Origin of the sequence: Pseudomonas rustica, assembly GCF_049959085.1 — a bacterium.
Taxonomy (GTDB): Bacteria; Pseudomonadota; Gammaproteobacteria; order Pseudomonadales; family Pseudomonadaceae; genus Aquipseudomonas; species Aquipseudomonas rustica.
The window spans coordinates 2,250,752-2,263,111 of record NZ_CP188200.1; the positions used below are offsets into that span (position 1 = coordinate 2,250,752).

Genomic DNA, 12,360 nt, shown 5'->3' on the forward strand with positions numbered 1-12,360 from the left:
AAACTGAAACTGTCATATCCAGTATCACTTCGCTCCGCATAGTCAGCAGCCCAACGCTTAAACAATGAGGCTGCACCGTGTTTCAACGTCTTGTGTGTTCGCTGTCCGTACTGAGCCTGTCCATCGCCGCTGCTCACGCTGCCGAGTCTGTGCCCCTCGACACGCCGCGCTTGAAAAGCATCGACAACTTCCGCGATGTCGCCGGCATCACCACTGCCTATTCCACCGCCCACGACGGCACCATGCGCGCGGGCGTGTTCTACCGCTCCAACGCGATCACGCCGTCGGCGGCAGACTTGGCGACGCTCAACAGCCTCGGCATCAAAGCCGTCTACGACCTGCGCACCCCGAGCGAAATCGCCGGCACGCCGGACACCATGCTCAACGGCGCGAATTACCAAAACATCGACATCATCGGCGCCACCACCTCCGGCTCCAACATCACCAACATCAGTTTCAACAGCGCCGCCGACGCCGTGGCCATGATGGAACAGACCAACCGTGCCTTCGTCAACGATGCCGGCATGCGCAGCCAGTTCGGCACGCTATTCAACGCGCTGGCCAGCGTCGACGCCGCGCAACTGTTCCACTGCACCGCCGGTAAAGACCGCACCGGCTGGACCGCCGCCGTGTTGCAAAGCATCGCCGGTGTCGACAACGCAACAATCATGGCCAACTACCTGGCGACCAACGACTACACCGCCGCCCGCGTCGCCGCCACATTGAAAGCGATGCCGCCAAGCATGGCCGCTGTCTACGGGCCGCTGCTCGGCGTGCAGGCCAGCTACTTGCAGGCCGGTCTCGACGAAGTCACCGCGCAATACGGCACGATGGACAACTACCTCAAACAAGGCCTCGGCCTCTCGCAGGAAACCATCTACGTCCTGCGCGGCAAACTCGTCGAATACAACAGCCTGCCGGGTCAGGCCGGACTGATCGGCAACGCCGCTGCCGGCGCCGAGTTGCTCCGCGAATTGCAGAACACCAATCTGTCCGGCACCTACAGCGCCTACAACTATTACCTGCAATCGGCCATCGACGCCGGCACCCTCGGCGGTGTCGAATCCCAGGTCGGCGGCCAGGTGTACGCCGACGCCGCGAGCTACCTGCTGCGCCAAAACGCGATGATCGAACAAGCCGCCGCACCGTTCGCCAGCGGCACCGACCTCAAGGTCGGCCAATACCGCTTGTGGACGACCGCGCTGGCCGGTTACCTCGGCACCGACGGCTCGTCCCACGCCGAAAGCAGCAACGAACACAGCCAAGGCCTGATGGTCGGGGGCACGCAACGCTTCAGCGAACAACTCAGCGCACGCGGCGGCTTCGGCTACAGCAAAGGCACCGTCGGCGGTGCGGGTGGCGAAGCTGACACCGACTTCACTTTCCTCAACGTCGGCGCCCGCTACGGCTTCACCAGCCTCGAACAAGGCCTGTTCCTCGACGCCAACGCCAGCGCCGGCTACATCGACTACGACAGCAAACGCGACCTCGGCGGCGGCCTCGGCTCAGCGAAGGGCGACACCCACGGCAACCTCACCGGTGCTACGCTGGCCCTCGGCTACCGCGCCCCGGTCAACGGCATGGTTTTCGAGCCAAGCCTCGGTTTCCGAGTCAGCCACCTCGACCTCAACGGCTTCAAAGAGAAGGGCAGCGAACTGGCCCTCGACGTCGACGACAACACCGCCACCCGCCGCAGCGCCGTCGCCAACCTCAACGTCGGTTTCGCCCCGGTGGCGATGGGCGCATGGCAACTGGTGCCGGGCGTACAAGTGGGCTACGAACGCACACTGGGGGATAACGAAGTCGACAGCCAAAGCCACCTGCTAGGGCTGGATATCGAACAACGCGCCGCCTTCGACAACCGCGACCAGTTCACTGGCGGGGTAAACGTCATGGCCAACCTCGGCGCCCTGAGCCTGGGCGCAGAAGTGGGTGCCAATGGCGGCGGCGACAGCCACGGCTTCAACGGCGGCCTAAAAGCCAGCTACGCCTTCTAAAAACCCAAGGTCAAGGACGACCCCAAAATCTGAGAGACAGACTCAAATCCATAAGCCTGATACAAAACCTGTGGCGAGGGGATTTATCCCCGCTGGGCCGCGCAGCGGCCCCAAAGAATCAGGCCTGCTCCGCAGTCCATCGGGGATAAATCCCCTCGCCACAATGGTGTCCCAGGCAAATAAAGGATCACCCCCGAGCCCGAAACTCCGCCGGACTCACCCCATAAGCCCCCTGAAAATACTGACAAAACCGCCCCACATTACTAAACCCAAACCGCAACGCCACCTCCGTCACCGACCCCGAATCCCGCCGCGCCAACACCTCATAAGCCCGCTCCAGCCGCACCTGCCGCTGATACGCCACAATCGACGTCCCGACAAACCGCCGAAACCCCTCCTGCAACGCCCGCTGACTCACATTACTCAACCGCGCCAGATCCACACCACTCACCAACTGCTCCGGATGCGCCTGAATAAACTCCACCGCCAACTTCACATGCCGTGGCGCGACCATCGGCGCCGGCCGCCGCAGCGCCTCGGTGAAATTGTGCGGCCACGCCTCCAGCACCGCATCAATCAACATCTCGCGCAACCGCGACGGCATCAACGTCCCGCTGTTGATCAGCGCATCAAACTCCGCGCCCGTCGCCAGATCAATCAGCGCTTTGATCCCCTGAAACGCCGCCGACTCCAGATTCACACTCGGCTCAAACACAATCCTTTCCAAAATCGGTTTACCCAACAGCGCCGACAACCGCTCCGTCAACTGATGCCGACTCACCGACATCCCATGATGCGCATGATCATCAAAAAACCGCATCGAGCGAATCTCAGCCTTATCAATCGCCAGCCCCACCTGCGTGACGCCAACAGACTCCGTCGCATGGTTAAAAACAATCTTGCCCGCCGTAGGAATGACAAACGTAATCTCATCCTGCTGATCCGGAAAAGACACCGTGAAGTCGCCGTGATAATGCATCCGCCGAAAACTCACACCATCGTGCCGCCCGTAAACCCCACCAATAATGATGTTCGACGGTAGCGGCGGATTATCGGCATAGCGATTACCAAACAACTTCGAAAAAAGAGCACCGAAATCGTCCGAACGGAGGTTGTCGGAGCGCAGGATAATTTGCTGGCGAACGGGAGTCGGAAACACCGTGGCGGCACCTTCGTTTGGGGGCTCTAGGACAGGGGTGTAGGGGTAGGGCGCCGAGGAGATTAGCAGAGGAAATATGACCAGTTTGTGACAGCCGGAAACATGTCGTTACAGCGCCACAGCACGTTTCGGAAAAGTACACTCGGCAGGCCATTGCCGACATGGCAACCTGCTCGCCACTGTACCCAGCGAACAAACAGCGGCTCCGCGCCGAGCGCCTGGCCCTGTTTAACGTGACCTGAAAGACTTGAAGAACATTGGAGCGGCAATGCAAGCCAACACGCAAACACTCCCCATCACCCTGACCCCGGAACTCGACTTCGACCAAAACGCCGCCAGCGCCTTCGGCGAATCGCTGACCAGCGAATACACCCAAGCCACACCATTCCCGCACATCGTCATCGACAACTTCCTGCAAGCCGACGTCATCGCCAGCATCCGCCAACACTTCCCGGTCGAACCGACCAACAACGAACAAATCTACGAGCGCGGCTACAAAGGCCAACTCAAACGCCAGATCAGCCCCAACGCCTGCAGCCCCTACCTGAAGAACGTCTTCAACACCTTCAACTCCGCACCGATGCTGGAATTCCTCGAAAAACTCACCGGCATCCAAGGCCTGATTCCAGATCCTTACTTCGCGGGCGGCGGCCTACACGAAACCAAAACCGGCGGCTTCCTGGGCGTGCACTCGGACTTTCGGCTGAATAAAAAGCTCAACGTTGAGCGACGGTTGAACGTGATTATTTACCTGACTGAGGACTGGCAGGAGGAGTACGGGGGCAACCTGGAGCTTTGGGATGTGGGGATGAAGAAATGCCTGAAGAAGGTGCTGCCGGTTTATAACCGGTGTGTGATTTTTAATACGGATAAGGATAGTAACCATGGGCATCCGGAGCCGTTGACTACGCCGGAGCACATTACTCGACGGTCGATTGCGCTGTATTACTACACGGCGAGTGGGGTGGGTGGGGAGCCGGGGCAGAGGAATAAAACGCACTATAAGCCGCGGCCGAAGGATCGGTGGAGTTTGGGGTATTACTTGAGTAAGCTTTTTAAAAAGAAAGTGTGAGGGGCGAGCGTTTATAGTTGTGTGCTGCTTTTTTACTGTTTTTGATTGGAGTTCAGAGACTCTTTAAGATGCTTTTTTTCTGCTTTAGAAATGTTCCGTCGCATAGGTTTAAAGCTGAAGTTTATAGTAGCGGGCTTACTGGCGGATAACAGATTGGATGGGCAAGCTTTATCGATTTTTGCAAGAATAGGGTGATTATTTCGGATGCGATTGTCAGAGGCGAATTTCTGTTGAGTACCTGCATGTCAGAAAGGTCATATACGGAAAAGCTATGTTTGCTGAGGCGATAGGCCTATGCCTGAGCCTGATAAGACAGGATGTTTGATCCTGTCTCATCAGGGCAAAAGAGCCTAGAGGTTGGTGCTCTCAATAAGAGCTTGGTATTGTTCTGGGTCTTTATGTTTTATTGTTTCTAGCACAAAGTTAGCGAGTCTAGTTATTTCTGGGATATCTAGCGGTCTCATGCTTCGATCAAATATTTCTTCCAGATGTGAAAGTTCATTGTTGACTCTGTTTGCTAGGTTCGTTGCTATCGTATCGCCGCCGAAAAATAGTGTTAGTTTCTCATCGTTTGTTTTGTTGTTTGGGAATTTATAAAACAGGTATGCCTCTAAGAATTTCCTTAGATTGTTGCCAAAATTGTAAAACGTTTCGTGTCCAATTTCGGTTGCTGTTGAATTTGCGCATGCATGTACTTTGCTGAATAAATAATTGAATTCGGTGACATAATTTTTTAGGTATTTTGGCATGAGTTTTAGATGACTCTCCTCATGTACTCGCTCCAACAGAAAGTATTCATAGTCGTCTTTCGGTTTGGAGAGTTTTTTAGGTATTTGAGGAAGTCAAGATTGTGAGTGGAAATGAAAAGTTGGCTGTACTTGTATGTATTTTTTTGATTGGGGATTTTTACTGGGCTTGCTAGTACGTGTTCAATCAAACTATATACGAAAAAAATATGGTTGCTGTCTAAGCTTGAAATAGGGTCATCTATCCATATAATTAGTTCTTTACCCTGTGTTTCAACTTCTTCAAGTTTTGCGATGAAATAGCAGAACGCTACGAGGCTACATTCGCCCTCGCTGAGATTCTCTGCGGGAGAATCCCCTCTGAATATTCTGAAATTTATCTCTGTAACAGCTTCATTGTCTTGTGCTAAAAGTTTTAATCCTGTGTGGCCAAAGTGATTCTCGAGGAAGTGATTTACTCGTTCTGCTCCTCTTCGTTCATCTTTTAGTTTGTTTTTTAAGGTTTGTATTTCTCTGGTTAAAATATTTATATTCTTAATTGTTTCGTTCGTCGTTTCATTTTTGCTGGCGATTTCATTGGTAAGGTCGGCTATGCTATTTAGTTCGGCGTAGTAAGAAATGTCATTAACGAATTTTGCTATTTCGTCTAGTCGGAGTCCAATTCTAGCGGCTTCTTGGTCGTTGTCCAGAGTGGTGGTTTTTTGATTATGCTCTTTAACTATCGCTGAGATTGAGTTGTATATTGCGCCTATTTCGGTTTTTTCATTACTCAGGGTCGGTGTGGGGAATGTACGGAAAATATCGTTTTTGCGTAAAGCTAAAGTTGTCGATATAAGGTCTAGATCGTTTTCGTATGTTTCAGATGCCTTAATGAAGTCTTCACTTAGTTGTGAATATCTTTCTTGGAATGCTTTGTATAAATCTGACTGTTTTATTGGAAGGGATTTAGGTGTTCCTTTTCGGGCTAAATCTATCTTTATTATAAGTGAGTCAATGGCAGTTCTGAGTTCGTCGGACTCTTTGCTAAAGTGAGCTTCTAATTTTTCCCACAGTACCGGTGATATAGGGTTGCCACAAAAGGCGCATGATGAACGGATGTTCTTATGGGTTTCAATACCATCGCGAACCCACTTTTGCAATAGGGCGTCATTTATGAGTTCTTGTATGGTTTGAGTCGGCTTGATTTCCTTGTTGAGAAGAGTTCGCGCTTCGCCAAAAAATGTATTTATTTTGCTAGTGAAGGTTTCGTCAAATTTCAATTCTGGCTTTGCCTGTTCACTCAGAAGTGTAATTAGCTCGGCTTGTTTCTCTGGGGTTAGATTTTCTTGAGGTTTTTTTTCTAGTTTTGCTATGTCTGACTTTATGTTGGTTATTGTGTAGGTGAATTGCCTGTAAATAGGGTTTGTTTTAATTGAGCCGTTAGCTTTGTCGCGAAGTTTTCCATCTAGTGATGATTGGGCATCACGTTCTCGCTTTCGGATCTTGTCGATATCGTCTGCTTCTAATTTGGCCTGATGCCGAAGGCTGCCTGCAATATCTACAGAGCCTATTGCACTTTCTTTTTCTTCAATTTCTTTCTCGAGTGCAATGTTTTCGTCTCCGAGCACAGCGAACGGTTTAATACTTCCGTCGGGGTTAGAAAGCCATCGAAGATTATCGTCAACAAAGTCTTTGTTGTACACTCGAACGTTGTGTTGGCAGGAGTCTAAGTTATTATGGTTGAGCGCTAAAGCTCCTTCGCTTGAAAAGCTATACTCCGAACTGAGGTATTTTTCGTGCTTCTTTTTAAGCTCAAGGGTTCGAAATATTCTTGAGAGGCTGGTTTTTCCCGAGTAATTCTGACCATAAATTATATTAAGTTTTTTAAATTTTCCTACGGTTCGGCCTTCATCCCTAACAGTAGCGTCCCAGTCAAAATTCTTAAAAACTGCCCAATTTTTTATCTTGGTTATTTTTGTGAACATCACTTGCTCCCTGTGCTCGCCCAATGATGGCAGATTGGCCATGTGACCAATTTGGCACATGTATGCGCGCATGAGAAGCAAGGAGCAGAAAAATCTGATGTTACGGAATATTACTTGACGTCAAAATTCAAACACTGCTCACATTTGGTATTACCCCTCCTCCTAAGACGTTTTTTGCGCAATTAATGATCTGTACTCCAACGCAGAAATCGATAAAAGGTGGAGTGGGCACAAATTTGCTTAAGAAGGGGGAGCTTTGTAGCAGTCGCTCACGTCTACTACTGATGGTAGTCAGCTATTCAGAAGGCATTGGTTGAATTCAACTGATCCTCCGTTTGGTAGAAAGCCCTCGGTAGGTTGTGTGCCAGAGTGCTCTCCGGTGCTTGGCTCCCTGAACCTTAAAGACTGGTGACGATCACAGCTGGCTAGCTACACTATAGGGCAACTGCTATCCAGAAATCGGGAGATTGCAAGATGCTGCGCGGGGCTGAAAGCAGTGATGTCTACCGGGAATACTACGAGATCTTGAGTACTCCCGAGGTAAAACACGCGTTTTTTTATATGGTTGGATGGGCATCAACGCTGAAAGGCTATGACTGCTACCCAGGCTCGCACGGGCACATCCAAGATTTTCGTTTCTTCCGTGACGACGACTGCTATTTCGCATTCATCCCGAACCAAAAGTGGATGCTGTTCTATTTCAGGAAACCATGCCTCCGGTTGCCAAAATTCTCGCGTAAGGAAGTTTTTGGAAGATTCCCCAGCGGAAAAGAGAATGGATCCGGAGAGATTACTGTTCGGCTTAGAAATATAAGTGAAGTTATGTGCTTAGTTAGTTACATCGAAAGCTAGGTCTGATCTCTGCGGTGATATTTTTTGCTGGCATCAGTCCCCCCAAGCGGCCGCATTGGGTCAGGACGGTTCGTTTGAACTTAAGGACGAAGCTCATGCAGGCACGGACATTTCCCACGGGTAAACGTAACTCCTCAAGCAGGTTTAATTTACACAACCCGTTACGCCATAAAGGCTACAGCGCCTTGCGCCGTTGCCTACGCGTACTCCAGAATCCCCCGGCATACGCGCTATGGGGGCGGGCTATATCGTTTCCCGGTCACTGCAAAACAGTGATCGGGTTTGGTAGCCCGCTTTGATACGTCCGTATTGCACCACCATATGCAGTCATTTTCGGCTGCGCTTCTATGGTGGACATGCGTGGGGCTCATTCGTGAGCGCCGGGTTCCGTATCGACCGGTCTACCAACCCGCGCATGGCCGCCACCCATCGTTTGGTAGCGAGGGTGATGGCTCCTATTTTATTGATACGGAGCTTCATCTATGTTCAAAGTCACGCCAAACCCACCGGACGCCGATCCGATCCCGTACGACCCAACGCTCGAACCTCAAAAGATAAAAGAGGCGACCGAACGCGCCATCAATTTCTACCTCAACCCCGACGCACTGAAACTCTCAATCCCTTCCCGCAAAACCAGCCAGATCTTCCTGGTCGACCCCGCCGTGGACGAAGAAACCCTGCTCGTCGAAGCTTGTGAATCGTTAGCCGCCGCCAGCGACATGGCGCGTGATATCGGCAATGACGTCGATAACTCACAACGCCGGGCGCTGTTGATGCTGCATCAGGTGATCATGCTGAGTGAGCTTATGGTCAATCGAGTGCTGGATGGCCGTCGCTTGCCGCACTAGTGATTCCGCCGCGATCGCCGTGTAGGAGCTGCCGCAGGCTGCGATCCTTTGATTTTGCGTTTGGTTGTAAGAAGAAGATCAAAAGATCGCAGCCTTTGGCAGCTCCTACAGGGGTTTATTTGCTGTTTGCTGATTGGAGTTTTGTTTGATGAGCACTACACCATCGAAGGCGCCGGTGACGGATCCGGCGTCGCCATATGAATCGTTCGATTCTAGGAAGCTTCACGATGCGGCGGAGCGGGCGCTCGATCATTATCTGGCGCCTGAGAAGATCATGGCCACGCCGTATAGCCCCAGCACTTTGTTCATGGTTAATCCGCAATCCGATACTGAGACTTTGCTGGTCAATGCGTGTGAGTCTTTGGCCTCGGCGACGGTGATGCTTGGGGATTTTGCCGGGATGTTGGAGGGGCCGAATCGCAATACGTTGTTGGGGATTGCGCAGGTTGTGATGTTGGGGGAGTTGGCGGTGAATAAGGCGCTGGATAATGTCGAGCTGAAGGCTTCGGCTTAGGGCAGTCATTTGTGGTGAGGGGCTTGCTCTTGCTGGGGAGTTGGGGGATCTGGCTTTTCAAAACGGGGCCTGCTTCGCAGTCCAGCGGGAGCAAGCTCCCTCGCCACAAAAGGCTTTACCCCTGAGGTTAGTAGGTTTTAGATGCATTCTGGGGCGTTAGGTCGCCAGCGAAATGATGAAGTCGATCACGCTCAGAGGCACGTAGACCAGGGTGATGGTCGTATAGCCTTTACGCGATCGCGCGAAGAACGCGCAGATTGGCAATACAATCATGATCACGTCCAGCAGGCCCCACAGTGCTAAAGGCGAGGCGTCGAACAACATGACGTTGACGACCATTCCCAGGCACAGATACGTGGACAGCGACAGCAATGCATATCGCCCATCCTGTTCGAAGTAGACACGCAATCCGCTCTGCTCATCCTCGCTACGGCTCGGCAGCAATAATGCGGCCGTGACAAACAGCGACAGTGTCAGCATCACCAGCAGTAAAAACTCGAGAAACGAGAAGGTCTGTTTGACCGTCGACAGTGCGTTGACGGCCCACCAGAATTCCAGTTGCGTGGTGAATAGCATCACCGCCCAGACCAGCGGCACCCAGTCTGGCGCGGCCACGCGGCGGATGCGGAATACCGTGAGAGCGCCGAGCAGGAGGCGAGTGACGGAGAGGCCGAGGATCATCGAGAGAACGGTGGCCACGATCGGGAAGTTGTTCATCAAGCCTCCCGTGGATTCGTACTGGGCGAGGGCGGGGTCGTTGTTGTCACTGACCTTAAATTTAGCGTGGAAAAGCGTTTGGGCAAGTTGCCTTGGCACCCGGCGATCCTGATTTTTGCACTCCGCGGGGTCACACCTGAACAGAGTCAGCGGTGGTCTCATTCAATTCTATTTTTATGCCGTACTTCTTTTTCAGCTTTTCGTCATGGGTGACGATGATCAAGTTGCGTGTATGCAGGGCGAGCCATTCAACGATTTTGTGCGCGGTTCGTTCATCAAGCGCGGCAGTGGGTTCATCCAGTATCAGCGTGGGCTTGTCTCTTAATATCGCCCGGCCGATGGCGATTCGCTGTCTCTCACCACCACTCAATCCGCTGCCGGCGACGTCTATTACTGTTGCCAGCAAAGCGTCAGCGTCAGTGCCTTGCCGTGTGAATCCGAGCAGTTCGACAATTTCCTTCAGCCTGTTTTGGCATACATCACCAGCGCCATACAGCAGGTTATCTTCGAGCGTACCGGACACCAGAACCGGTTTTTGCGGCGCGACGGAAACCTCTGACAGTATGTGTTCGGTGAGTGCCTCACTGATCCGGTGTCCTCTGTAGAGGGCCGTTCCTGTATGGGATTCTTCGAGACCCAAAAGAATGTTTATCAGCGTTGTTTTTCCCGCGCCGGATTTTCCTGAAATGATATTTACGCCAGACATCAACTGACCGTTGATGTTGTTCAGGATGGTTCTGTTGTCCTTTGCCAGTGTTACGCCTGTGAGCGTAAAGCCTTCGACGTCTGCGTGATGCTTCGGGTGGTACTGCTCTTTAATGTCTTCTTCGATGTATTTGATGCCGTCGTTCAACGATATGAGGTGGGCTTGAAGGTTGAACAGTGTGCCCGCCAATAGATGGAGTTGCAGGGTGAACAGGGTGATGTATCCAACGATCATGATGAAATCGCCAGCCGTAAAATTCGTGCGGTAGTACAGGCCGGATAACAGTATGAAAAATGTCACTACGGCGCCAATGGCCAAGCCTTGGCAGGCAATCCGAATGCCCATGCGAAGGTTGGCGTCTCTGATGGTTTTGACGTAGTTGTCGAAGAAGGTTCGGCCAAGAGCGAGTTCCTTGGGCAGGCTGTTGTTGATCTTGATGTCGTAAACCCTGCCAAGCCTTTCGACGGTATAGCTTGAAAGGTTGTTGTCGGCTTCAAACAAGGCGCGATGAATGCTTGAACTGGACTTGGCGACGTAGATGGCCAGGGATGTCAGTGCGACGCAGGCGACGAGAAACAGCATCGCGTAAGCCGCACCCATGATGGTGTAAAGCACGCTGATGGCGACGATGATTTCAACTGCGATAGGAACGATGGTCCAGAAAACGCCAACAGTGATCAGGCTGAAACTGCTGGCCGATCGATTGATGTCAGCCGCCACATAGCCAGGGTCGAGCGTTCGCTGTTTGCTGTGAGCGTACTGAAAAATTCGGGTGAGGATGGTTTCGTAAAGAGTCGCGTCGCACTTGGCGAGTATCCACGCCGAAAAGACGCCGCGGACGCTGGAAAGCACTTGTGAGACTGTCCAGAGTAAGGCGTAGCAACCTGCGAATAAGAGGAATTGGGTGCTTGCGTTCGGAGCGCCGTCAAAGGTGTTCGCGGCATTTCTCAGTAGTATTGGAAGCAAGGAATTAAGGGCACTGCAGAGTATGAACAGTGTGGATACCGCGATGAAGCTGGCGGTAAACCATCGATAGTTGTTCGAGATTATTTTGAAACTTTTCAGGTAATGGCTGACCCAGTTCATATGAATCCGTTCTTGATGGGGTTAAAGCGAGTTGCTTGGGTTGCGGCAAGCGTTCAACGATAGGGTTTGACCTGAGGACAAACAAGTCGGTGAGATCCGAGGTGGCTGTAGGCGATTGCCTGCGATGTTGTAGTTTTTGCGCTTGAGTGGCGGGCACCTTCCAATGATGGTCGGACGTTGGGTTAGGATGATCGGCAATCGGAACGGAAACTCTGAACACAAGGACGCAGCCTTTATGGAATCTGCTTTTTCACAAATCACCGAGCGTTTGCACGACCGTCGATTTGCCGTAGCGAACAACGCGCAAGGGTTGTCGGGGGCTGATACGGTGTTTCATTACCGTGTCGAGGGCTCAGGCATTTTGAGTACTTATCAGGGCGGTCGGATTCGTGCGGGGCATCAGGTTGGCCGGGTCACTGGGGTCGATACGATTGAGCTGCTTTTCCATTGTTTGACGACGGAGGGCGAGATGCTTTCCGGTTGGTCGCGGGGGACGGTGGGGGTTGATGAGGCGGGGCGGACGACGTTGAGTTTTGTCTGGGGCTGGCTGTCGGGGGCGAGTGGGGGTGGGGAGTCGAGTTATGTTGAGGTTGTTGGGGAGTAGTTGAGCGGGATTTATGGCTGTTGGATTTGGGTTGGATGGGCTGACGCCTTCGCGGGCAAGCCCGCTCCCACAGTGTTGGTGGCGGGTTTGGGGGC

At 52.4% G+C, this 12,360-nt stretch carries 8 protein-coding genes and 1 pseudogene; 5 read left to right on the forward strand and 4 right to left on the reverse strand.

Features of this window, described 5'->3' with window-relative positions:
• The first annotated feature begins 77 nt into the window (after positions 1 to 77).
• Positions 78 to 1,997: a tyrosine-protein phosphatase gene (locus ACP3TY_RS10490; protein ID WP_426619901.1), complete on the forward strand. Its 1,920-nt coding sequence runs from the start codon at positions 78 to 80 to the stop codon at positions 1,995 to 1,997.
• 187 nt (positions 1,998 to 2,184) lie between these two features.
• Here the strand turns inward: ACP3TY_RS10490 and ACP3TY_RS10495 are convergent, their stop codons facing one another.
• On the reverse strand, positions 2,185 to 3,156 hold the full coding sequence (locus ACP3TY_RS10495) for an AraC family transcriptional regulator (protein ID WP_426619902.1): 972 nt from the start codon (positions 3,154 to 3,156) through the stop codon (positions 2,185 to 2,187).
• A 268-nt stretch (positions 3,157 to 3,424) separates the two neighbouring features.
• Here ACP3TY_RS10495 and ACP3TY_RS10500 point away from each other — a divergent pair, with 268 nt between their 5' ends.
• A complete protein-coding gene (locus tag ACP3TY_RS10500) occupies positions 3,425 to 4,228 on the forward strand; it encodes a 2OG-Fe(II) oxygenase (protein ID WP_426619903.1) in 804 nt (267 codons plus the stop codon).
• A gap of 350 nt (positions 4,229 to 4,578) precedes the next feature.
• Here ACP3TY_RS10500 and ACP3TY_RS10505 read toward each other — a convergent pair.
• Positions 4,579 to 7,010, reverse strand: a pseudogene (locus ACP3TY_RS10505) (AAA family ATPase).
• Positions 7,011 to 8,272: 1,262 nt separating this feature from the next.
• Between ACP3TY_RS10505 and ACP3TY_RS10510 the strand changes: the two are divergent.
• Together ACP3TY_RS10510 and ACP3TY_RS10515 are read left to right on the forward strand one after the other, a co-directional pair.
• Entirely contained in the window at positions 8,273 to 8,638 is a 366-nt protein-coding gene (locus ACP3TY_RS10510; RefSeq protein ID WP_426619904.1) for a DUF6124 family protein, read from the forward strand.
• 148 nt (positions 8,639 to 8,786) lie between these two features.
• Complete coding sequence (locus ACP3TY_RS10515) at positions 8,787 to 9,152, forward strand: DUF6124 family protein (protein ID WP_426619905.1); 366 nt, start codon at positions 8,787 to 8,789, stop codon at positions 9,150 to 9,152.
• 156 nt (positions 9,153 to 9,308) lie between these two features.
• Here the strand turns inward: ACP3TY_RS10515 and ACP3TY_RS10520 are convergent, their stop codons facing one another.
• A complete protein-coding gene (locus ACP3TY_RS10520; protein WP_426619906.1) occupies positions 9,309 to 9,869 on the reverse strand; it encodes a hypothetical protein in 561 nt (186 codons plus the stop codon).
• Positions 9,870 to 9,999: 130 nt separating this feature from the next.
• Positions 10,000 to 11,661, reverse strand: coding sequence for an ATP-binding cassette domain-containing protein (locus ACP3TY_RS10525; RefSeq protein WP_426619907.1), 1,662 nt, complete (start codon positions 11,659 to 11,661; stop codon positions 10,000 to 10,002).
• A gap of 235 nt (positions 11,662 to 11,896) precedes the next feature.
• Here ACP3TY_RS10525 and ACP3TY_RS10530 point away from each other — a divergent pair, with 235 nt between their 5' ends.
• Positions 11,897 to 12,265, forward strand: a complete 369-nt coding sequence (locus tag ACP3TY_RS10530; protein WP_426620457.1) for a hypothetical protein — start codon at positions 11,897 to 11,899, stop codon at positions 12,263 to 12,265.
• Positions 12,266 to 12,360: the final 95 nt, after the last annotated feature.

What these genes read in the sequence shown, in the direction of transcription:
- ACP3TY_RS10520 (WP_426619906.1), bottom strand. Translation starts at nt 9,869, where the DNA reads ATGAACAACTTCCCGATCGTGGCCACCGTTCTCTCGATGATCCTCGGC.
- ACP3TY_RS10500 (WP_426619903.1), top strand. Translation starts at nt 3,425, where the DNA reads ATGCAAGCCAACACGCAAACACTCCCCATCACCCTGACCCCGGAACTC.
- ACP3TY_RS10510 (WP_426619904.1), top strand. Translation starts at nt 8,273, where the DNA reads ATGTTCAAAGTCACGCCAAACCCACCGGACGCCGATCCGATCCCGTAC.
- ACP3TY_RS10530 (WP_426620457.1), top strand. Translation starts at nt 11,897, where the DNA reads ATGGAATCTGCTTTTTCACAAATCACCGAGCGTTTGCACGACCGTCGA.
- ACP3TY_RS10515 (WP_426619905.1), top strand. Translation starts at nt 8,787, where the DNA reads ATGAGCACTACACCATCGAAGGCGCCGGTGACGGATCCGGCGTCGCCA.
- ACP3TY_RS10525 (WP_426619907.1), bottom strand. Translation starts at nt 11,661, where the DNA reads ATGAACTGGGTCAGCCATTACCTGAAAAGTTTCAAAATAATCTCGAAC.